Source organism: Paenarthrobacter sp. PPS72 (assembly GCF_048537125.1).
Taxonomy (GTDB): domain Bacteria; phylum Actinomycetota; class Actinomycetes; order Actinomycetales; family Micrococcaceae; genus Arthrobacter; species Arthrobacter nitroguajacolicus_E.
This window is the reverse complement of the sequence record NZ_JBLYIE010000041.1, coordinates 1-21,328: the sequence shown is the minus strand read 5'-3', so window position 1 is coordinate 21,328 and position 21,328 is coordinate 1. Positions and strand designations below refer to the sequence as shown.

The following is a 21,328-nucleotide window of genomic DNA, read 5'->3' as shown; positions in this document are numbered from 1 at the left end:
ACTCAAATGCCTTGGTGGTTCTGGATCCTGTTATGGATCGCGCTCATAGCCCTTTCGTTGCTCCTTCATCTGACATTGGGCTACCGCCTGTACCGGAAATTCATGTCAACTGTTCATGAACTGGGTGCCGCAAGTAAACGCTTCAGCAACCTTGCTCCTGGCCCGGAAACCTCCGACCTTGAACCTGCCGGACTCCGACCCGAACCGGGGTCCGCAATTTTTGCCTCGCCGGAGCAGATGCGTCATGATTACCTGACGGCCAATGCCTTCCGTCAGGAAGTTCGTCGTCAACGGCGCGTCAAGCGCAAGGCAGAACGGGGCCAACCCCAATCCCTGCACGACATTGAATTCAGATAGACGTAGGATGTATCCAAAAGGAAAGGACCTCCCCACATGAGGCTCGAAGGCTGGCATCTCATCATCATCATCGTCCTGGCTCTGGTGCTCTTCGCAGCGCCGAAGCTGCCGTCCATGGCGCGCAGCATTGGGCAGTCGATGCGTATTTTCAAGTCCGAAGTCCGGGAGATGAAGAAGGACGGTTCTTCCGAAGCCAAGGACTCCCAGGACGCTTCCGACCCCGTCGAAGGCAAGGTCGTAGGCCACCCCAACGTCAAGGCCAACAACAACGGCGAGACTGACGTACCGCCCTCCAACCGCGTCTAAAGAGAAGTGGTAGAGACGAAGGGGCGCAAGGCCAACCCCGAAGCCCGGATGGCGCTCCTGGACCACCTTAAGGAGCTGCGAAACCGGCTCTTCAAGGCTGCAATCGGCGTCATCGTGGGGACAGTGGCGGGTTTCATTGTTTATCAGCCTCTTCTGGAAGCCCTGATTAAGCCGATCAAGGACCTCAACGAAAAAGAGGGACGCGCTGCCACGCTGAACTTCGACGGCGTCGCCAGCTCGTTCGACCTCATGGTGCAGGTGTCCGTCTTTCTCGGCGTCATCATCTCCTGCCCCGTCTGGATCTACCAATTGTGGGCGTTCATCGTCCCGGGTCTCCACAAAAAGGAGCGACGCCTGGCTTTGGCCTTTGTGGCAGCCGCTGTCCCTTTGTTCATCGGAGGCGTTCTGCTTGCGTGGCTCGTGCTGCCCAACGCTGTCCGGGTCCTGACAGACTTCACTCCCATAGGTGCCTCAAACTTCATCACCGCTCAGGTGTACCTGGCATTCGTCCTCCGGCTCCTGTTGGCCTTCGGTATCGCCTTCCTGGTCCCTGTGGTGCTGGTGGGATTGAACCTGGCTGGAATCGTGAAGGGCAAACAGCTCATCAAGAGTTGGCGAATCACCATCTTCCTGGTGTGCTTGTTCGCTGCGATGGCCGCTCCGGGCGCTGACGCCATGAGCATGTTCTACCTGGCAGCCCCCATGTTGCTCCTGTTCTTCGCAGCCATCGGTGTCTGTGTCCTGAATGACCGGCGTCGTGAACGCCGAGCCATCAAGAAGGCAGCAGAGACCGAAGCCACTGCCGACATCGCAACCCCGGCCACTGATCTGGAGAATCTCTAGACCTTGGGCCACTAGGCTTGATGCATGTCTTCCTTTTCCGGGTCTTCATCGCCATCAGACCGTTACCAGGCGGCAGCACAGCGGGCTGCTGAGTCGAAAACCTACCTCGGCGCATTCTCCCGGTCCCTGGAGTTTGAACTGGACGACTTCCAACGAGAGGCGTGCCGGTCCCTCCAGGAGGGACGCGGCGTTCTGGTGGCTGCCCCCACCGGCGCAGGCAAAACAATCGTTGGAGAGTTCGCGATCTTCCTGGCTTTGGAACGCGGACTGAAGGCCTTCTACACCACTCCCATCAAGGCCTTGAGCAACCAGAAATACTCGGAGTTGGCAGCGAAGTACGGGGCCGCGAACGTTGGCTTGCTGACAGGGGACACCACCATCAACGGCGATGCTCCCGTAGTGGTAATGACCACCGAAGTTCTTCGGAACATGCTTTACGCCGATTCGGAAACCCTCGGCGATCTGGGGTTTGTGGTGATGGACGAAGTCCATTACCTGGCCGACCGCTTCCGCGGTGCCGTGTGGGAAGAGGTGATCATCCACCTGCCCAGCGAAGTGCAGGTTGCCTCTCTGAGCGCCACGGTTTCCAACGCGGAAGAATTCGGCGCTTGGCTGGATACCGTACGGGGCGATACGGACGTCATCGTTTCCGAACATCGTCCCGTGCCGCTGTGGCAGCACGTCATGGTGGGTCGGGAGATAGTTGATCTCTTTGCCGGCGACACCACCTTTGACGAAATTGCACCGCAGGCGCCCGGCATGCAGGAAACCGAAGCGCCGGAACTTTCCGAAGCCGATGAGGTGGTGTCAGAGCCGGCGAGCACTGAGCGGCCAAAAGTCGCTGCCAAGCGTGCGTCCGCCGGTACAGTTCGCCAGGCGGTCACTGGTCCCGAGTTCGAAGTGAATCCTGATCTGTTGGCAATGGCGCGTTCCGAGAGCCGGATGAACATGAGCGGCCGATTTGGCCATGGTGGCCGCAGCCGTCGGCGCCAGGACCGCTATCGCGATGAGCGGCAGCAGTCCGAACAGCGCAGTCCCGTGCGAAAAGCGAGCCGCCCCCAAGTCGTTGAGAGCCTCCGGCGCCAGGACCTCCTGCCTGCCATCACGTTCATCTTCTCCAGGGCCGGCTGTGACGCAGCCGTAGCCCAGTGTGCAGCATCAGGACTTTGGCTGACCAGTGAGCGAGAACAGCAGATCATTGCCCAGCGCGTGGACGAGGCAAGCCACGAGATTCCGGCGGATGACCTCGACGTCCTCGGATTCTGGGGCTGGCGCGACGGACTCATCAGGGGCTTCGCTGCCCACCACGCAGGCATGCTTCCTACGTTCAAGGAAGTAGTGGAAAAGCTCTTTGCCGACGGCTTGGTCAAGGCAGTCTTCGCCACCGAAACGCTGGCTCTGGGCGTCAATATGCCCGCACGCTGTGTTGTTCTCGAAAAGCTGGAAAAGTTCAATGGTGAGGCGCACGTCAACATCACGGCGGGGGAGTACACCCAACTCACAGGTCGGGCCGGACGGCGTGGCATCGACGTTGAAGGCCATGCCGTCGTGCTGTGGCAGCCTGGAACCGATCCGGCTGCCGTGGCAGGCCTGGCCTCGCGCCGCACTTACCCCCTGAACTCCAGTTTCAGGCCCACGTACAACATGAGCATCAACCTGATTGCCCAGTTCGGGCGGGTCCGTGCCCGTGAAATTCTTGAGTCCTCGTTTGCCCAATTCCAGGCGGACCGATCCGTCGTGGGCCTTGCCCGGCAAGTTCGGGGACGTGAAGAGTCGCTGGCAGGCTACGCCAAATCCATGCAGTGCCACTTGGGCGACTTCACCGAGTACGCAAAACTCCGGCGTGAACTCAGTGATGCCGAGAATTTTGCCGCCCGGGACCATCAGCGCGCCCGTAAATCGCATGTGGCGGATTCCCTGGCACGCCTGATCCCCGGCGACGTCATCAGCATCTACAGCGGCCGTCTCGCGGGACACGCCGTTGTGCTGGAGGTGGACCGCAATGCCCGCGAGCCAAGGCCGTCCGTACTCACCTCTGACAACCAACTGCGACGCATTGGCGTCCACGACCTCGACGGTCCGGTGTCTCCGGTGACGCGCATCCGTATTCCGAAGTCCTTCAATGCAAAGGTTCCCAAATCCCGTAGGGATCTCGCTTCGTCCATGCAGCACGCCATCAGTGAGGACGCACCGCACAGCCGCCGTAACAGCAGGCACGAAGATTTCGGCCTCGGGGCCCGCCTGCCTGATCAAGAGAAGAAGATCGCGGATCTTCGGCGAGCCCTCAGGGCTCACCCGTGCCATGGCTGCAGCGAACGGGAGGATCATGCCCGGTGGTCGGAGCGCTGGTGGAAGCTGCGCAGGGAAACCGACGGCTTGGTCCGGCAGATCCAAAGCAGGACGAACACCATCGCCAAGACTTTTGACCGCGTCTGCGATGTCCTTTCCGTTTACGGTTACTTGGAGACCTCCGACGCCGGGCATGTCACCATCAGCACCGACGGGCAGCGGCTTCGCCGGATCTATGGTGAGAAGGACCTGCTCATTTCCCAAACAGTTCGGCGCGGTGCCATCAACGACCTCGACGCCGCCGAACTCGCATCGCTTGCAAGCACCCTGGTTTACCAAGCCAAACGCGAAGACCGCGGGCTGCGGCCCCGGATGCCCAGCATTGCACTGGAATCAGCCGTGGACATCGTCATCCGCGAATGGTCCCAACTGGAAGATACCGAGGAACGCAATAGGCTCCCGCTGACGGGCGAACCGGAACTTGGGCTCATGTGGCCCATGTACAAATGGGCCAAGGGCCGGCATCTTCAGGACGTGCTCAGCGGGACCGACCTCGCTGCCGGCGACTTTGTCCGCTGGGCCAAGCAAGTGGTGGATCTCCTTGACCAGCTGGCGAAGATCCCGCAACTGGACCCCCGCTTGGCCCGCATTTGCCGCGAGTCCATCGATTTGGTTCGCCGAGGCGTGGTGGCCTACTCCACGGTGGCTTAACGCGCCCCTTTACTCATTGACAGTTTTCAACGCTCGAGGAGCACAACGCATGAATCAGCCAGGCGTGCCAGCCGGCCAAGACCGCCCCACGAAGGACCGTAAGGTCACGATGTACCGCAACGGTTCGATCTATACCGCCGCGGATCCCTTTGCGACCGCCATGGTGGTGGACGGCGATACCGTAGCCTGGGTCGGTTCAGAGCAGGCGGCCACCTCCATCGCTGACTCGTCCATGGACATCATGGACCTCCGCGGAGCCCTCCTGGCGCCGGGGTTCGTGGACTCCCATGCACACCTGACGGAGACAGGCTTGGCCCTGTCGGGACTGCAGCTCACGGCGGTGCGCTCGGCCAAGGAACTGCTCGACGCCGTTTCCTCCGCCAGCGGCACAGGCACGGTCCTGGGCCATGGTTGGGATGAAACCACGTGGCACGATCCCACACTGCCCACGCTGGAAGAAATCGAAAGGGCCTCTGCCGGGCGACCCGTCTATCTGTCACGCATCGATGTCCACTCTGCCCTGGTTTCCTCCTCATTGGTTGCGGCCGCAGATTTGGATGGGCTTGATGGTTTCTCCGGGGAAGCCCGCGTTGTACGTGCGGCACATACTGCCGCCCGGCTGACAGCAAGGAAGTTCCCGGAGGCCGAACGGCGCGGATACCAGAAATTGGCACTGGAGGAAGCCGCTGCCAACGGCTACGTCGCCTTGGCGGAAATGGCTGCACCGCACATTGGCGGGCCCGAGGACCTGAGGGCAGCCACGTCGTGGAACGACAACTGGAACCAGCCGGAGGTGCTTCCCTACTGGGGCGGGTTGGCCACCTCGGCGGAGCATGCCCAAGCCATTCTCGACGGTTTGGGTACGAGGGTCCTGGGCCTCGCCGGTGACCTTAACATTGATGGTTCCATCGGTTCCCGCACAGCAGCCCTCCTGGACGACTACTCCGATGCTCCGGGACAACGCGGCAGCCTGTTTCTGTCCGTGGATGACGCGGCCAAACACCTCGTGGCCACCTCCCTCATCGGTGTCCAGGCCGGCTTCCACGTTATAGGTGACGCCGGGTTGGGGGCAGTGCTGGATGCGCTCGACGCGGCGGCTTCAGAGGTAGGGGAGCAGCGTATCCGGGCAGCCGGCCATCGGCTTGAGCACGTGGAAATGGCTGATCAGGCCGCCATCGACCAGCTGGCGAAGTACTCGGTGTCGGTCAGTGTTCAGCCTGCTTTTGACGCCGCGTGGGGTGCAGCGGGTGGTGTTTACGAGCAGCGCTTGGGCGGCCGCCATAAAACGATGAACCCCTTCGCTTCCTTCTACGCAAGCGGCGTTCCCGTTGCTTTCGGCAGTGACAGCCCGGTGACGCCTCTCCGCCCATGGTCGAGCGTTCGAGCCTGCCTGGAACACAGCAATCCCGAGCAAAGAATCTCGGCGCGTGCCGCATTCCTGGGCCACACCCGCGCGGGATGGCGCGCAACGAGAAACCGAAACCCCCTGATGGGCCAGTTGGTCCCTGGCGCGCCAGCCAGTTTCGCTGTCTGGGAAGTGGACGAACTGATGGTCCAGGTCGCTGATAGCCGCGTACAGTCGTGGAGCACTGATCCGCGGGCGCGGACACCCCTCTTGCCGGCCTTGGATACCGGGAGTGACCCCCGCTGCTTGCAAACAGTGCGGGAGGGACACGAGTTGTTCGCCCACGAGTCTTTGAGAGTGTAGAACACACCGTTCACCTGCCCCTGTGTGTCCGGCACCACAGGCGCCCATTGAATCCTTGTCGACGTCCTATAATGGAGAGTTGCGCCAGAACGCCAGCCGCGAGGCTGCTCCGGCACACTGACCGCTCCATCAAGGAAAGGCCTCTTCTTGCGTGTCCTGACGATCATTCCCACCTACAACGAGCTGGAATCGCTCCCCGTGACATTGGGACGGCTGCGCGCAGCAGTACCTGAATCCGATGTCCTGGTGGTCGACGACAACAGCCCTGACGGCACGGGAAAGCTTGCCGATGGTTTCGCGGCAGAAGACAGCCAAGTGCACGTTCTGCACCGCAAGGGCAAGGAAGGCCTTGGAGCCGCCTACATCGCCGGCTTCAAGTGGGGACTGGCCGCAGGCTATGACGTCCTGGTTGAAATGGACGCCGACGGTTCCCATAAGCCGGAACAGCTGCCGCTTCTCCTCGACGCCGTGAAGGACGGGGCAGACCTCGCCATGGGCTCACGGTGGGTTCCGGGTGGCAGCGTAGTTAACTGGCCGCTTTACCGCCAGGCAATCTCCCGCATCGGGAGCACCTACGCCCGGATCATGTTGGGCGTCAAGATCAAGGACGTCACCGGGGGCTACCGCGCCTTCCGCCGAAGCACTTTGGAGGCCCTCAACCTGGACGAGGTCGAGTCGGTGGGCTACGGCTTCCAGGTTGACCTTGCGTGGCGGGTGGCGAAGCTTGGCCTCCGCATTGAAGAACGGCCCATCACCTTTGTTGAGCGCGAGCTCGGGGCATCCAAGATGAGCGGCAACATTGTGGTGGAAGCCATGATCAACGTCACCAAATGGGGACTCGCAGCACGTTGGGAAAAGCTCACCCGCAAGTCGCCTGCTGTGGCCAAGTAGCACATACTCCCAGCCAGTAACTCCGCACTTTCGGCACACAGAAAGGCCGGGCCCGATTCCCAGGGGGAACCGGACCCGGCCTTTTGAGTCGAAGGCCGACTATGCGGAGCGGCGCTCTCCACGGCGCTCACGCAGGATGTTCAAACGATCCTCAAGGATCTGCTCCAGCTCGGGAAGGCTGCGGCGTTCCAGGAGCATGTCCCAGTGGGTGCGGACGGCTTTCTCGTTGGCGTCCACAGGTCGCTCGCCATCAACCAGCAGTGCTTCCTTGCCGGTCTTGGAAACCCAAACGGGGGGAATTTCGGCTTCGGAGGAGAAGGTCACGAAGACCTGCTCGCCGTCCTCGCAACGGTACTCGACCCGCTGGCGCGGTGCCGGTTCAACGCCGGATTCTGTTTCCATGCTTTGGGCGCCAAGACGCATACCCCGCAGGCTGCGATCGCTCATGATTACTCCCTCTGTCTGTTCGCGGAGCAGGAACTCCGCGCTAGCCGTAAGCCGTTTTCACGATCCTTACGGACTACTTCTGCACACCTTGCATCACTAATTGCAACGCCTGGCCAAGCTTTAATGTTCCATCCACGCTGAACCAGCCGGACAAATATCCCATTATACGCGGATCAATGGCCACTACTCAAAAAGGCCCACAAACGACGAGCGGCCAGCCTGACCGGCTGACCGCTCGCGGACCCTGCAGATGGTGGATTATTCAGCTGGCCGCGGCTGCGGGGCTGCTCCCGCCGGCTCTGAAGTCTTTGGCGCTTCGCTGTTCCCGAAGAGGCCGACGGGGGAGTCCCCGTTGTTGCCTCCAAGGGCGCCGCCGATGCCCTTGAGTGCTTCGCCGACTTCGCTCGGAATGATCCAGAGCTTGTTCGAGCTTCCCTCAGCGATCTTGGGAAGTGTCTGCAGGTACTGGTATGCAAGGAGCTTCTGGTCCGGGTTGCCCTTGTGGATGGCGTCGAAGACCTTCTGGATGGCCTGGGCTTCACCGTCAGCCCTCAGGATGGCCGCTTTCGCGTCACCTTCAGCCGCAAGGATGGCAGCCTGTCGCTGGCCCTCGGCGGTGAGAATTTGCGATTGCTTGGTGCCTTCAGCAGTAAGGATGGCTGCACGACGGTCCCGCTCTGCGCGCATCTGCTTCTCCATGGAGTCCTGGATGGAGTGGGGCGGATCAATCGCCTTCAGCTCCACGCGGGACACGCGGATGCCCCAGCGGCCCGTCGCTTCGTCCAAGACACCACGCAGCTGGCCATTGATCTGGTCGCGGGATGTGAGGGCTTCTTCGAGGTTGAGCCCGCCCACTACGTTTCGAAGCGTGGTGGTGGTCAACTGCTCCACGGCTTGGATGTAGTTGGCGATCTCGTACGTGGCAGCCCGGGGATCGGTGACTTGGAAGTAGACAACGGTGTCAATCGAAACCACCAGGTTGTCCTCGGTGATGACAGGCTGAGGCGGGAAGGACACCACCTGTTCGCGCAAGTCGAGAAGCGGCAGCAGCCGGTCGACGAACGGGATCAGGATGGTGAGTCCCGGGTTGAGCGTCCGCTGGTACTTGCCGAGTCGTTCAACGACGCCGGCACGCGCCTGCGGGATGATCCTTACCGAGCGGACCAACACGATGATGACAAAAATGACGAGAACAACCAGCACGATTGCTGCTGCTGTTCCTCCTAAGCCGTCCATACATCTCCTTCATTCCCCAATTGCGTGGCTTGATGCGGCTGGACCCGGGCAGGCTGCCCGGGTCGGCAACCGCTGTAATTCAAGGGCGCTCCTTAGCGCGGGCTGTTCTCGGCGGTCGAGGCAACTACCGCCGTCGCGCCGTCGATCCTGGTGACCTGGACCGTTGAACCGGCGTCAAGGACACCGGCGGTGCTGCGGGCGCTCCAAACGTCTCCGCCGATCTTGACCAGTCCACTGGTTCCGCTCACGGCCTCAATGACGAGGGCGGATTGACCGATGAGTCGGTCGATATTGCTGCGCTGTTCTGCCGGCCCTTTATGCAGATGCTTCATGGCGACGGGACGGACAAAAACAATCATGAGGAGGGAGACCACGGAGAAGATCACGATTTGGAGCCAGAAATCGGCCCCCGCGAAGTCGGCGATCAACCCGGCCAGGGCTCCGCCGCCCAGCATGATGAAGAAGAGGTCGAGGGTCAGCATCTCCACCACCGCGAACGCGAGGAAGACCGTGAGCCAGAGGGCCCACCAATTCTCGCCGAGCCATTCAAACATCATTTCCCCCTTGGTCCCGGATCCCGCGAGCGGGATCACAGTCACTGTTCCTCCATCCTAGCCCGACGTTTCATTCCACGTCAGGACGGGGCGGATTCACTCCTCAGGACACGGTGAATTCACTGATCCGGAACTTCGCTGTGGCAGCCACAGGACCATCCAAGATGGCCAATTCTCCAATCTGCAGATGGTGCCCGGCCGGACCCATGAAGGCAAGGTCTGCTACCTCGGGTCCGCTCAGCGCCAAGGGAAGATCAAGGTTTTGGCTTCTCCCTGAAACGAAATGACCCCGCATGGAGTCCGCAAGCCGCTCTTCTTTGGCCTCCTCAATGTTGAGCATGCCTGTCCGCGCTGCGATCTCAGCGAGGTGGCCGGGCCTGGGCGTGACCACGATCAGTGAGCCTCCCGGTCGAAGCACCCGGCCGAACTCGGCGGGGTTTCGCGGGGCAAAGACCACCATGACCACGTCCGCAGTGTTGTCCGCCATGGGCAAGGGGCGCCAAATGTCCCACACAAGGTTGACGGCATCCGGATTGAGCCGGGCAGCCCGTCTGAGGGCGAATTTGGATATGTCCACCCCGATTCCCCTCGCCCCGGACCTCTCAAGGACTGCCTTCAGGTAATGGCCGGTACCGGTACCGGCGTCGAGGACCAGTGCGTCGGGGCCTTGCAGCGATCGGCGTTGCAGCGATCGTGCGGCTGCCTGGGCAACAGCCTCGGCGAGGCCGGAGTAGTGTCCGGCCTCCAAGAACCTGTGTCGAGCGGCCACCATCTCTGCCGAGTCGGATTCGAAGACGGTGCCTTTCCCTGTAAGGAAGTTGAAATAGCCTTGTTTTGCCGCGTCGAACAGGTGCCCGGCCATACAGGCGAGAGTCCGCTGCCGGCCCTCCGTGAGGTGGAACGCCCCTTGGCAAACAGGACAGCGGAGGGCAGCAACGGCTTCGGACAACATGGCTCCAATCCTACGGCGGGCGGAGTGTCAGGTGCCTGGTGCGCACCGGCCGGGCTAGGCTCACCAACGTGAAACCCGAGCAACTGCACCTGCTGAACTCCGTGTCCGCCCCGGCAATCCACCCCGATGGCAGCAAGGCGGTGGTATCTGTCACGAGGCCGGATTTTGCTGCTGACAACTACGTTGGTCAGCTGTGGAGTGTTCCTTTGGACACCAGCAAGCATCCGCGGCGCATCACGCGCGGCTTCCGCGACAGTTTCCCGGCGTTCTCTCCCGACGGCCTGGTCCTGGCATTCCTCAGGAATGACCCGGAGGGTAAAGCACAACTGTTCGTCGTGGAGGCCGCAGGCGGCGAACCACAGCGGATCACGGATCAGCACACCGGCGTGGGTGGATTCGTCTGGGCCCCGGACTCCCACCGCATCGCCTTCGAGGCCCGTGTGCCGGAACAGGGCCGTTACGGCACAGTGGACGGGGTCACCTCGGGTGGAGAAGACCCCCGGCTCATCACGGCCAACCAATACAGGATGAACGGCCTCGGATATACCGCCGACCAGCGTCAGCAGTTGTTCGTCGTTGAAGTTCCGGAGTTGGGTGGCGAACCGGTAGTTGTTCCGCGAGGGAGGGCCTCCCACGAACAGCCCACGCGGGAGGTTACGGGGGTTCCTGCTGCAAAGCAGGTCACCTTCGGCGACTCCGACCACGAGTCGCCGTGCTTTTCAGCTGACGGCACCCACCTCTACTTCATTGCCGCCCTCCATGAAGGACACGACCACGACCTCGTCACCAGCGTTTACAGGATCGGCGCCGACGGCGGCCAGCCGACCGTCGTCGAACCTTCCAACAAGAAGCTGCAGACCGTCACGTCCGTGCGGGTCTCCACGAATGGCAGTTGGCTGTTTTACGTTGCCCAGGACCTGGGTGACACCGGAAAGGATTTTGTGGCCAGGAATGCCGTCCTGCATGTCATGCCCGTTTCCGGGGGAGAAGCAGTGGCCCTGACGGACGTGGAACATTTGGATGTGGCTGGACCGCTGGAACCCAGCGGTCCCACCAGCATGCTGGTGCTCAACACGGCGTTGGGAACTGTCGAACTGCTGGACGTCACGGCGGAAGGCGCCATCACACCACTGGTTCACGGCGCCCGTGTAGTTATCGGGGCAGCCGTGGCCGCCAACGGTGAAACCGCAGTGAGTTTCTCTGATGCTTCTACCGTGGGTGATGTGGCATCACTGGAACGGGGAGAGATCCGACTTCTGACGGATTTCTCCGCCGCCTTGCGTAACAACTCACGGGTCACGGAACCAGTGGACTTCCAAACCGGGTCCACCGACGGGCATCTCGTTCACGGCTGGGTGGTATTGCCTGATGGCCCGGGACCGCACCCTGTTCTGCTCACCATTCACGGCGGCCCGTTCTCCCAGTACACGGGTGCATTCTTCGACGAAGCGCAGGTATATGCTGCCGCCGGGTACGCGGTGGTGATGTGCAATCCACGCGGGTCTTCCGGTTACAGTCAAGCCCACGGACGCGCCATCAAGGAACGCATGGGAACCCTGGATATGCAGGACGTCCTTGCGTTCCTGGACGCGGCACTGTCCTCGTTCGATACCTTGGATGAAGACCGTGTGGGGATCATGGGAGGTTCCTATGGTGGCTACCTGACCGCGTGGACCATTGCCCACGATCACAGGTTCAAGGGGGCTGTTGTGGAGCGAGGCTTCCTGGACCCGGTCAGCTTTGCGGGTTCGGCAGATATCGGTTGGTTCTTCGGGGCCGAATACACCGGTGGAACCCGGGAACAAAGGGAAGCCCAAAGTCCCATGGCGGTAGTCTCGCGTGTGGATACACCTACCCTGGTGATTCACAGTGAGAACGATCTACGGTGCCCCATCGAACAGGGTCAACGCTACTACGCCCACCTGAAGGCCCAGGGCGTTGAGACTTCGTTGCTGATTTTCCCCGGGGAGGACCACGAGTTGTCACGCTCCGGAACGCCTACCCACCGGAGGCAGCGCTTCGAGTACATTCTCCGCTGGTGGGCACAGCACCTTCCAACGGAAGGCAATCGCTTGGAGGACTAGGTTCTCTTGTCCGGATTCGGCGTCAGCGAAGGAATCCAAGGGCCCGGCGGGCCTCGTCAATTTCCGGAGCGAACCACCGGGCGGAGTGCTCAGCATTGCTGGACAGTGACCGCAGTTCGGCCCGGTCCAGGTACAGGACGCCATGGAGGTGGTCCGTTTCGTGCTGCACTATGCGGGACTGCCAACCCGAGAACCACTCTTCCACGGGCTCGCCTGCGGGATTGGTGTAGCGCAACTCTATATTCCTGTGACGTGTCACCACCGCTTGGTATCCGCTCACGGACAGGCAGCCTTCATAGAACGCGGCAGCCTCAGTTCCGAGTGGGCGGTACTCCGGGTTAATCATGGCGAAGAATTCAAGCTGTTCCCTGTGCCGGACCGAGGCCGACTCCGGATCCACCTCATATTTGTCCTCCAGGACGGCCAGTTGCAAGGGAATGCCCAGCTGTGGGGCGGCCAGTCCAACACCCGGGGCGTCCAGCATGACGTCCCTCATCCGCTCAATGAAAGCCGCCAACTCGGCATCGTCAATCTGGCCGTCGTACGGGGCCGCCAACTGGCGCAACACGGGGTGCCCGGCTTGCACGATCGGCGGGAGTCCTTCTGCATCAAGCAACCGACGGACAGCGTCACGTATTCGGGTTGGGTTGTAGTCCGTGGCAGGGCTCGTGGCCTCAGGATGAGGTTGGTGCGTCATACAGTGAGCCTAACGCGATCAGGGCATTCGTGAGCGTGGGCTAGGCTCGATAAATGATCGATTCCACGCCTTTGGATTGTGTACTTGGGTTTGTTCGAACAGTTGAAGCCGGCGGTGGGGCTGCTGAACTACGGCCCTTCCTTGCCGACGACTTCCAGCTGACGGAGTGGCCGCACGCCTTGTCCAAAACAGGCTCCATCCGCAACCTGGCCGAGACCCTGACCGGCGCCGACCATAGCAAGGACATCGTTTCCGATCAGCGATTTGAAATAGTCCGCTCAACGAGCCAGGACAACCGGGTGGTGCTGGAGATGAATTGGTCGGCCACCCTGCTTCTTGACCTTCCGCACTGGGACCGCGGCGATACCATCAGGGCCAGGAGCACAGCTGTCTTCGAGCTGCGGGACGGGCTGATCATCAGCCAGGACACCTACGACTGCTACTACACGACGCCGGAATAGCCAACGTCCCGGCATGTCTAACGCATGGTGAAGCGCCGCTCTACCAAACCTGCTACAACCGGAAGTTCCAAGGCACGGGCAAATAGCCTGTTCCTGGCATCCATGGCCGCAGGTGGCAGTGGTCGTCCCAGCGCCATGTTGAGCCCGGCCTGCCTGGAAGCCCGGAGCGCCGATTTCCGGCGTGTTCTTTCGAAGCTCTCCAGCGCACGCCCCACATCAGCTCCCCTCAACGAGGCATCCACAATGGGGGCCAGTGCAGCGGCGTCCAACCAGCCAAGGTTCATGCCCTGCCCGCCGATAGGGCTGATCTCGTGGGCGGCGTCCCCCAGCAACACCACTCTGCCGTGAACCATGCGCTGAGCCAGCCGGGATTGCACTTCGAAAGCGCTAAGCATCGTATTGCCGGCCACATCCAGCGCCTCACCGGTCCTGGCGGTGACCAAGTCAGCCAACCCCTCCGCCGTCGGGTCCTTGAGCCGTGCGCCCAGCCTGACGACCCATCTGCGGACACCTCCGGGCAGGGGAAAGGACTCCACAATTCCTTCTGGTTCCAAGTACAAGACGGCGTCGGAGCCATGCCGGGTGTTATCCGGAAAATCGCCCATGATGTAGCAGTCCGGATAGCTGCGGGATGGTGCCCCGGGCAGGAAGTGCCGGCGGATGGTTGAATGCGCTCCGTCGGCGGCGATGACCAAACGGGCCGCCACCTCCAGGCCTCCGCCAGGTGTGTCGGCGCGGACACGTAAGGTAGGACCGGCGTCGTTGATCTTCCGGACATCAACACCCCGCAAGATCGCCCCGCGGTCCAGACCAAGCACCGCCCGCTCCAGGACTTCCTCAGTGACCGTCTGCGGAACCGCAAGGATATAGGGAAAGGCAACGTCGCCGTCGAAAGCGAGCTCGGCCACGCGTTGCTGCCGGCTGTAAGCCACGCCCCGTTTGATATGGACTCCGGCAGTTGTCAGTTGCTCGGCAACTCCAGCACGTGCCAGTTCCGCCAACGCCGGTGGGTGGATTCCGATGGCACGCGAACGGTTGCTCCTGCAGTTCCGGCGTTCGAGGATGCGGACGCGATGCCCCCGCTGAAGCAACAGGAGCCCCATGAACAGGCCAACAGGACCGGCGCCAACTATCACGACGTCAGGCACGATCCTCCAGGTGTTGTTCGACATCAAGCTTGGGACGCCCGCGAACCCGCCCTTCATGCACAAGGAGATGGTGCCATGGTCCGTTTCGCTCCACTGACCAAGAGGCCGGAACAGCAGCTCTCAGTTCCGCCGCAGTGTAGCTGCGCCTGATGGACGTCAAACCATCCCCGCAGATATACGACCCCACGCCCAGGGGCCAAAAGCCCGCCATGAACAGCAGGTAAGCGGTGCTGCTGCGATTGAGGTCGTTATGGAGGCAAAGCCTTCGGCTCAGCGCCTCCGAATCGTGGAGGACCGCTGCAAGTTGCCCGGGGTCCAGGTGATGGAGGATATGGTTGGAGATGACGACGTCGAACTTCCGGCCTTCTGCGACGAGTTCGGAACTGTGCGCCTTTCGGTAGCTGACGCCCTCCACGCGAGTGGCCCGGGATGCGAAGGCGAAAGCCCTGTCGTCCGGGTCGATGGCGGTCACACTCAGCCGAAAACCATCGCGCCCGGCCCATAGCGCAAGGCTCCGTGCCACATCGCCGCTGCCACATCCGATGTCCAACAACGACACCGTACGGTTGGCTGCCAACAGCGGGCGCAGTCTCTGGAGATAGGTGCTGTGCCATCGCGATAACAATCTGTTCACCACCGGAAAGCGGGCGTAGGTCCTGTTGAGGCGCCCGGGATCACAGTCGGCCCGGTCCATCTCCTCGACTGCCTGCACATCTCTCTCTCGGAGGAAGCCCCAAGGACTCACAGGGCAGGGGAGACCAGTGTAAAGAGTCCAGTCTCCACCGTTAGCCCCGGCCCGAACGCCATGGAGCAAATGCGCTCCTCACGTTCACTTGCCGGCCGCTCCAGCATGTGCTTCAGGACGAACAACACAGTAGCGCTGCTCATGTTCCCATAGTCCCTCAGTGTCTCCCGCGCCGGAACCAATTGCTCCGGGGTAAGTTCCAACTTGGACTCCACCTTGTCCAGGATGCTGCGGCCTCCGGGATGTATGGCCCAGTGGGTGATGTCGCGGTAGGGGAGTCCCGCCAGAGAAGTCTCCTTGGCGAGAAGCGGCTCCAGTGCACCAGTGATGTGTTCCTCAATAATGTGCGGGACGTACGATCCCAGCACCATTTCGAATCCTTCGTCGCCTATGTTCCAGGCCATGGCTTCTTCGCCCACAGGCGTCAGGACGGTCTCAAAGTGGTCCAGTCGGATGGCCGGCTCCGGCCCTTGCAGCTCCCGGGCGGTCACGACGGCGGCCGCTGCGCCGTCCCCGAAAATGGCCGATCCCATGATCGTGTCGGGGTCGTTCGAGGTCCGCACGTGCAAGGAGCAGAGTTCAACGCAGATCACCAGGACCACCGCTGTTGGGTCAGCGACACAGAACTGTTTGGCAGCCTTGAGGGCAGGGAAAGCTGCATAACAGCCCATGAATCCGAGGTGGTACCGCTGCACCGAGGGGTTGAGTCCCAAGGCCCTGACCACCTTGTAATCCGGACCTGGGTTGAAGAATCCTGTGCAGGACACGGTGATGACATGCGTGATGTCGTCCAGGTCGATTCCGGATGCCTGCGCCACTGCAGCCTTGCCTGCCTCCACGAACAACTTGGTGGCCTCCGTCGCGAAGATCTCGTTCCTGACCTTTGTGCTCGGGCTCAGGACCCGATTGGTGTCGGGATCAAAAAATTGCGGATTTTCGGGATGTGCATCAAGGCTAAGCTCCGCTACGGCGGTGTAGCGGGTGTCTATTGCTGCTGAGTCGAAACAAGTATTGACCAGTCGCGTGCCCAGCCGTGTTAGTCCGGGCTGGGATGCGAAAACGTCACGGGCCTGCTGCTGGACGAGTATGGTCTGCGGAACGGCGGTTTCAAGGGACCTCATGTATACCGGCATGCTTCATTCTTAGCGAGTAAACCTAGGAAGACAATGGCAGAATCAAACGTACTGACCGTTGCCGGTCAGTACGAGCAAGGCGACGCCGACGGGGGACTGTTGGGCAGCGCCGCCTAACAGATGGAGAAATCATGACTGTCGACACGAGCAGGGACACGCAATCTTCGGGGTCCCATGTTGCGGATACCCACGACTTAATCCGGGTGCAGGGTGCACGTGAAAACAACTTGAAAGACATCAGCATCGAGATCCCGAAGCGCCGGCTCACGGTCTTCACCGGTGTCTCCGGCTCCGGGAAGAGCTCCCTGGTCTTCGCAACCATCGCCGCAGAGTCGCAGCGCATGATCAACGAAACGTACAGCGCCTTTGTGCAGGGCTTCATGCCATCCCTTGCCAGGCCCGACGTCGACGTGCTGGAAGGCCTGACGACGGCGATCATCGTGGACCAGGAGCGGATGGGCTCCAACCCGCGTTCGACCGTTGGTACCGCCACGGATGCCAATGCCATGCTGCGGATCTTGTTCAGCCGCCTTGGCCAGCCGCACATCGGGTCGCCAAATGCCTACTCCTTCAATGTGCCCACGGTAAAAGCCAGTGGCGCCATCACTGTGGAGCGCGGTGAAGGCAAAACCAAGACCGAGAAAGCCACCTTCAACCGGCTGGGCGGCATGTGTTCCCGTTGTGAGGGCATGGGCTCGGTCAACGACTTTGATCTCACGGCTCTTTATGACGACACTAAATCCCTCAGCGAAGGCGCCCTCACCATCCCCGGCTATACGATGGACGGCTGGTACGGACGCATCTTCAGCGGCTCAGGGTTCTTCAACATGGACAAGCCGATTTCCAAGTTCACCAAGAAGGAACTCCACGACCTCCTTTACCGTGAGCCCACCAAGATCAAGGTTGAGGGCATCAACCTCACGTACGAAGGCGTGATCCCCAAGATTCAGAAGTCTATGCTCAGCAAGGACGTGGACGCCCTGCAGCCACACATCCGCGCTTTCGTGGAACGGGCCATTACCTTCACCACGTGCCCGGAGTGCGACGGCACCAGGCTGAGCCCGGAGGCGAGGTCCTCCAAAATCAACGGAAAGAGCATCGCGGACGTCTGTACCATGCAGATCAGTGACCTCGCCGACTGGGTTCGCGAACTGGATGAGCCCTCCGTAGCCCCCTTGCTCAAAGGCCTCCAGCATCTCTTGGATTCATTCGCCGGAATCGGATTGGGTTACCTCTCCCTTGATCGGCCCGCCGGCACGTTGTCCGGGGGAGAGGCCCAACGGACAAAGATGATCCGGCACTTGGGGTCTTCCCTCACTGACATCACCTACGTTTTTGACGAGCCCACCATTGGCCTGCACCCCCATGACATCGAACGCATGAACCAGCTGTTGCTACAGCTTCGGGACAAAGGCAACACAGTGCTGGTGGTGGAACACAAGCCGGAAACCATCGCGATCGCTGACCACGTGGTTGACCTGGGACCCGGCGCCGGTACCGGCGGGGGAACAGTGTGTTTCGAGGGGGACCTTGAGGGTCTGCGGGGGAGCGACACCATCACCGGACGCCACCTGGATGATCGGGCGTCCATCAAGGACAAAGTCCGGTCCGCCTCCGGTCACATGGAAATCCGGAATGCCTCAACAAACAATCTCAAGAACGTCGACGTCGACATCCCCCTTGGGGTTCTCTGCGTCCTTACCGGTGTGGCCGGCTCAGGCAAGAGCTCTTTGATACATGGTTCCGTGGCCAAGCGTGATGGCGTCCTGGTGATGGATCAAGGCGCTATCCGGGGATCCCGTAGAAGCAACCCGGCCACCTACACCGGGCTCCTGGAACCCATCCGCAAGGCGTTTGCCAAGGCCAACGGCGTCAAGCCCGCACTCTTCAGCTCCAACTCGGAGGGCGCATGCCCAACGTGCAATGGAGCGGGTGTCATCTACACGGATCTCGGCGTAATGGCCACTGTCGAATCACCCTGTGAAGAGTGTGAGGGAAAGCGCTTCCAGGCTTCAGTGCTGGAGTACCGGCTGGGGGACCGGAATATTGCAGAAGTGCTTGCAATGTCTGTCGATGAAGCTGAAGTCTTCTTCAGTGCGGGCGAAGCGCGGACCCCCGCCGCCCACAAGATTCTCGATCGCCTTGGCGACGTCGGACTGGGCTACCTGACGCTCGGTCAGCCCCTCACCACATTGTCCGGCGGTGAGCGGCAACGGCTCAAGTTGGCGACGCAGATGTCCGAAAAGGGAGATATTTACATTCTCGACGAGCCGACAACCGGCCTGCACCTGGCGGACGTCCAGAACCTGTTGGGCATGCTGGATCGCTTGGTTGAGTCCGGAAAATCCGTGATCGTGATCGAACACCACCAAGCCGTAATGGCACATGCCGACTGGATCATCGACCTTGGACCAGGTGCCGGACACGACGGCGGCAAGATCGTTTTCGCTGGAACACCGGCTGAGCTCGTGGCCGGAAAGGCCACGTTGACGGGCAAACACTTGGCGGCGTACGTCTCTCAATAGCAAGCCGCGTTGTTGTGGCCGATCCAATGGCCACAACAACCCCATACGACCTCGCTCCCAAACTGGCATGCGCGGGTGTTCATGGGCCGGGAGTAGCTGACATGGAGGATACTGCTGCAGTGTGCGAGTCATGAAGCTGCAGCATCCAGTCGGGCCCAGCGCGGACCTGAGTCTGCTCCTCACCGATCCGTGCGATAATCCAGCTCCTCCGCCGGCGGAGCCCCAGGATTAAGTTCAGCCAGCGGGGCTGTCTGTCTGGACCGGATTGCGCCAGTAGTAGTAGGTGGTCAAATCGGCGGCATACGTCCCTCCGTAGTCGACTCCCTTCCGAGGCTGCTGCATATCGTCGGTTGCGGGGTCGAGGGGACGCCAATCGAGATCGCGGACGTATCCGAATTGCTCGGGGTTGGTGAGCGGCCGTTCCCAAACGGGAGGATGGGCATACTCGTGCTGGCATTCGATGAGGGGTGCGTTGGCTCCTCCCGTTGTCGGGAATCGCAACTGCGAGACGTCGTCCTCCCAGCCACAAACCGGGCAGATCTCATACGCCCCGGGTTGCTCGTCAAAGACGAGATATCCGCAACACGGGCAAGGAAAGGGGGGAGCGTCCGACATCTAGCCAGTGTGGCATGCTCCTGCACCAGCCGACTTTCATTCGACGGCATTCATCGAACCGGAGGTGCGGTGACAGGTTAGCCCCCGCGGACCGCGGCGATGTATTGCGTGTAGGCGGCGGCCGAGTCGGTCGCGTGGCGTTCGATGGTCGTGGGGGAGTAGCCGAGGGTTTCGGCGATGATGGCAACGGGTGCGAGTTTGGTGAGTTCGTGAAGTGTTCCCAGCCGTGCGGCGCGGGTGCTGAACAGCGTGCTGAGGCGCGTTGTGAGGTATCCGGGGTTGATGTGTCGCCCAGGCGAGGATCCGCGGAATACCCACCTGGTATTGGGGTGTGAGGCGGTCAGGTCATGCTTTGGGTTTGCGGCGAGTTCGCGCCACGGCTGGGCCAAAGGCTCCGGCAGGGCGATCTGGATCGACCCGAGCTGGATGGTGACCAGTTCTTCGGTGATGGTCACGTCGTCCCAGGTTAGCCGTGCGATGTTTTCAGCCTGTTGTCCGAAGACGAGGACGAGGATCGCGGCGGCCCTGTCACGTGCTTCGAGTTCGTCGGCGTCGATGACTCGTTTGAGTGCTTCGTCCTGCCCGGGCTTGGCGAGTCTTGGGCTGGTGCCGCGGCGGTGCGGAACGATGGTGAGACCGGCTGGGGCGACTTTGGCCTTAGTGGCCCATTTGAGAAAGCGCTCCGCGATGCGCCGGGTTGTTGGCCCTTCGGCTTGCCATACGTCGAGGTGAGATTGTTGCAGGTCAGGCAGTTTGATGTCATATCCGGTGAGCCAGTTGAGCAGGTCGATGGCCACGGTGACTTCCTGTTTGGCGCGTAGGAAGTGCCTCGGGCTACTTCGTCCATGTGGTTCATCCGTCGTTGGTGGTGCCATCGGTGTAGCGGCGGATCACCTCACGGTTCTGCGGGTCACTCACTCGTTCGAGGGTTTCAGCCGCCCAGCTGTCGTAGCGGATCCGGAGTTCGTCGCGTTGGGGGAGGACCCCGTGTTCTGTGAGGAGTCCGCGGACGTAGTCGCGGGTGCGTGAGTCGGGGCAGTTCGTCGAAGGTTTCGTGGGTGATCTTTGGTGCGACCGCGAGATTGCGGAGGAACAAGGTGACGTGCTTTTGGCGGATCCAGGTCATGCCGCTGTTGGCCCGTTTCATGGACTTCAGCGCGGCCGCCAGCGGGATCAGATCGTTGGCGATGGCTCCCGTGGCCGGGTCGGTGAGCAGGTCATCTACGACATTGCCGAGGACGCAGGTCCAGCAGCGCCCGCCGCTGTGGAGTTCGTCCTCGGCTCCGCAGGTCTCGCAGTCGATGTTGAGTCGGATGCCTGAGCATCGACGGCACGCGGGTTGGTTATCGATGAGGCCGGGCAGGACGCCTTCGTGTCCGCAGGCGCAGATGCCGCGGGTGCGTTTGGCTTGCTGGTAGCAGTAGCCGCAGACTCCGCCGTCGGGCCATCGTGCGACGGTTTGGTGGTGCTGGCCGCAGCGGTTGCAGGGGACCGGCCAGCGGATGGGGTCCCCTGGTTTGCGTGGCTTACTCACCGTCCTCAGGCGTGACGAGGCGGATGCGCTTGGCTATGGTGAGTTCTCGCACCCACTTCTACTCCCGTTGTTTGACTGGCAGCGGGACGTGT

Annotated in this window: 20 protein-coding genes; 9 read left to right on the top strand and 11 right to left on the bottom strand. The window is 61.5% G+C overall.

The genetic code is table 11. The features are described from left to right. Nucleotides 1-6 precede the first annotated feature (6 nt). From ACLRGI_RS16750 to ACLRGI_RS16725, 6 genes are all read left to right on the top strand, one after another. Entirely contained in the window at nucleotides 7-357 is a 351-nt protein-coding gene (locus ACLRGI_RS16750; RefSeq protein ID WP_419202692.1) for a hypothetical protein, read from the top strand. Nucleotides 358-393: 36 nt separating this feature from the next. After that, the gene (gene tatA, locus ACLRGI_RS16745) at nucleotides 394-663 is read left to right on the top strand and encodes a Sec-independent protein translocase subunit TatA (RefSeq protein ID WP_419202691.1); all 270 of its coding nucleotides are present in this window, start codon (nucleotides 394-396) and stop codon (nucleotides 661-663) included. Nucleotides 664-669: 6 nt separating this feature from the next. Further along, nucleotides 670-1,506: a twin-arginine translocase subunit TatC gene (gene tatC / locus ACLRGI_RS16740; protein ID WP_419202690.1), complete on the top strand. Its 837-nt coding sequence runs from the start codon at nucleotides 670-672 to the stop codon at nucleotides 1,504-1,506. Nucleotides 1,507-1,530: 24 nt separating this feature from the next. Continuing rightward, a complete protein-coding gene (locus tag ACLRGI_RS16735) occupies nucleotides 1,531-4,506 on the top strand; it encodes a DEAD/DEAH box helicase (RefSeq protein ID WP_419202689.1) in 2,976 nt (991 codons plus the stop codon). Nucleotides 4,507-4,555: 49 nt separating this feature from the next. After that, entirely contained in the window at nucleotides 4,556-6,214 is a 1,659-nt protein-coding gene (locus tag ACLRGI_RS16730) for an amidohydrolase (RefSeq protein ID WP_419202688.1), read from the top strand. Nucleotides 6,215-6,361: 147 nt separating this feature from the next. Then, entirely contained in the window at nucleotides 6,362-7,105 is a 744-nt protein-coding gene (locus ACLRGI_RS16725; RefSeq protein ID WP_419202687.1) for a polyprenol monophosphomannose synthase, read from the top strand. Between the two features lie 99 nt (nucleotides 7,106-7,204). On the opposite strand, the gene ACLRGI_RS16720 is transcribed toward ACLRGI_RS16725, so the two are convergent. From ACLRGI_RS16720 to ACLRGI_RS16705, 4 genes are all read right to left on the bottom strand, one after another. Continuing rightward, the gene (locus ACLRGI_RS16720) at nucleotides 7,205-7,552 is read right to left on the bottom strand and encodes an RNA polymerase-binding protein RbpA (protein WP_011774875.1); all 348 of its coding nucleotides are present in this window, start codon (nucleotides 7,550-7,552) and stop codon (nucleotides 7,205-7,207) included. Nucleotides 7,553-7,810: 258 nt separating this feature from the next. Next, a complete protein-coding gene (locus ACLRGI_RS16715; protein ID WP_419202686.1) occupies nucleotides 7,811-8,788 on the bottom strand; it encodes an SPFH domain-containing protein in 978 nt (325 codons plus the stop codon). Between the two features lie 92 nt (nucleotides 8,789-8,880). Further along, the gene (locus tag ACLRGI_RS16710; RefSeq protein WP_419202749.1) at nucleotides 8,881-9,342 is read right to left on the bottom strand and encodes an NfeD family protein; all 462 of its coding nucleotides are present in this window, start codon (nucleotides 9,340-9,342) and stop codon (nucleotides 8,881-8,883) included. 103 nt (nucleotides 9,343-9,445) lie between these two features. Beyond that, nucleotides 9,446-10,294: a methyltransferase domain-containing protein gene (locus ACLRGI_RS16705; RefSeq protein ID WP_419202685.1), complete on the bottom strand. Its 849-nt coding sequence runs from the start codon at nucleotides 10,292-10,294 to the stop codon at nucleotides 9,446-9,448. A gap of 68 nt (nucleotides 10,295-10,362) precedes the next feature. On the opposite strand from ACLRGI_RS16705, the gene ACLRGI_RS16700 reads away from it, so the two are divergent. Next, on the top strand, nucleotides 10,363-12,378 hold the full coding sequence (locus ACLRGI_RS16700; RefSeq protein WP_419202684.1) for a S9 family peptidase: 2,016 nt from the start codon (nucleotides 10,363-10,365) through the stop codon (nucleotides 12,376-12,378). 22 nt (nucleotides 12,379-12,400) lie between these two features. Here the strand turns inward: ACLRGI_RS16700 and ACLRGI_RS16695 are convergent, their stop codons facing one another. Next, entirely contained in the window at nucleotides 12,401-13,075 is a 675-nt protein-coding gene (locus tag ACLRGI_RS16695; protein WP_419202683.1) for a peptide deformylase, read from the bottom strand. Between the two features lie 53 nt (nucleotides 13,076-13,128). Between ACLRGI_RS16695 and ACLRGI_RS16690 the strand changes: the two genes are divergently transcribed. Beyond that, on the top strand, nucleotides 13,129-13,536 hold the full coding sequence (locus ACLRGI_RS16690; protein ID WP_419202682.1) for a nuclear transport factor 2 family protein: 408 nt from the start codon (nucleotides 13,129-13,131) through the stop codon (nucleotides 13,534-13,536). A gap of 17 nt (nucleotides 13,537-13,553) precedes the next feature. Here ACLRGI_RS16690 and ACLRGI_RS16685 read toward each other — a convergent pair whose 3' ends face one another. Genes ACLRGI_RS16685 through ACLRGI_RS16675 form a run of 3 tightly spaced genes read right to left on the bottom strand, consistent with a single transcriptional unit; the run spans nucleotide 13,554 to nucleotide 16,562 of the window. Next, nucleotides 13,554-14,684 carry an FAD-dependent oxidoreductase gene (locus ACLRGI_RS16685; protein WP_419202681.1) on the bottom strand — a complete coding sequence of 377 codons (1,131 nt, stop codon included), beginning with the start codon at nucleotides 14,682-14,684 and terminating at the stop codon, nucleotides 13,554-13,556. Next, the gene (locus ACLRGI_RS16680; protein WP_419202680.1) at nucleotides 14,677-15,429 is read right to left on the bottom strand and encodes a class I SAM-dependent methyltransferase; all 753 of its coding nucleotides are present in this window, start codon (nucleotides 15,427-15,429) and stop codon (nucleotides 14,677-14,679) included. Before ACLRGI_RS16680 ends, ACLRGI_RS16685 begins: the two co-directional genes overlap by 8 nt. Further along, nucleotides 15,426-16,562 (bottom strand): type III polyketide synthase, encoded by a 1,137-nt coding sequence (locus tag ACLRGI_RS16675; protein ID WP_419202679.1) that lies wholly within the window; start codon nucleotides 16,560-16,562, stop codon nucleotides 15,426-15,428. Before ACLRGI_RS16675 ends, ACLRGI_RS16680 begins: the two co-directional genes overlap by 4 nt. 131 nt (nucleotides 16,563-16,693) lie before the next feature. Between ACLRGI_RS16675 and ACLRGI_RS16670 the strand changes: the two genes are divergently transcribed. Further along, a complete protein-coding gene (locus ACLRGI_RS16670; protein ID WP_419202678.1) occupies nucleotides 16,694-19,087 on the top strand; it encodes an ATP-binding cassette domain-containing protein in 2,394 nt (797 codons plus the stop codon). 234 nt (nucleotides 19,088-19,321) lie between these two features. On the opposite strand, the gene ACLRGI_RS16665 is transcribed toward ACLRGI_RS16670, so the two are convergent. The 3 genes from ACLRGI_RS16665 to ACLRGI_RS16655 form a co-directional block, all read right to left on the bottom strand. Further along, nucleotides 19,322-19,702 carry a CPCC family cysteine-rich protein gene (locus ACLRGI_RS16665; RefSeq protein WP_419202677.1) on the bottom strand — a complete coding sequence of 127 codons (381 nt, stop codon included), beginning with the start codon at nucleotides 19,700-19,702 and terminating at the stop codon, nucleotides 19,322-19,324. A gap of 77 nt (nucleotides 19,703-19,779) precedes the next feature. After that, nucleotides 19,780-20,499, bottom strand: coding sequence for a hypothetical protein (locus tag ACLRGI_RS16660; protein WP_419202676.1), 720 nt, complete (start codon nucleotides 20,497-20,499; stop codon nucleotides 19,780-19,782). A gap of 134 nt (nucleotides 20,500-20,633) precedes the next feature. Then, nucleotides 20,634-21,236 carry a hypothetical protein gene (locus ACLRGI_RS16655; protein ID WP_419202675.1) on the bottom strand — a complete coding sequence of 201 codons (603 nt, stop codon included), beginning with the start codon at nucleotides 21,234-21,236 and terminating at the stop codon, nucleotides 20,634-20,636. Between the last annotated feature and the right edge of the window lie 92 nt (nucleotides 21,237-21,328).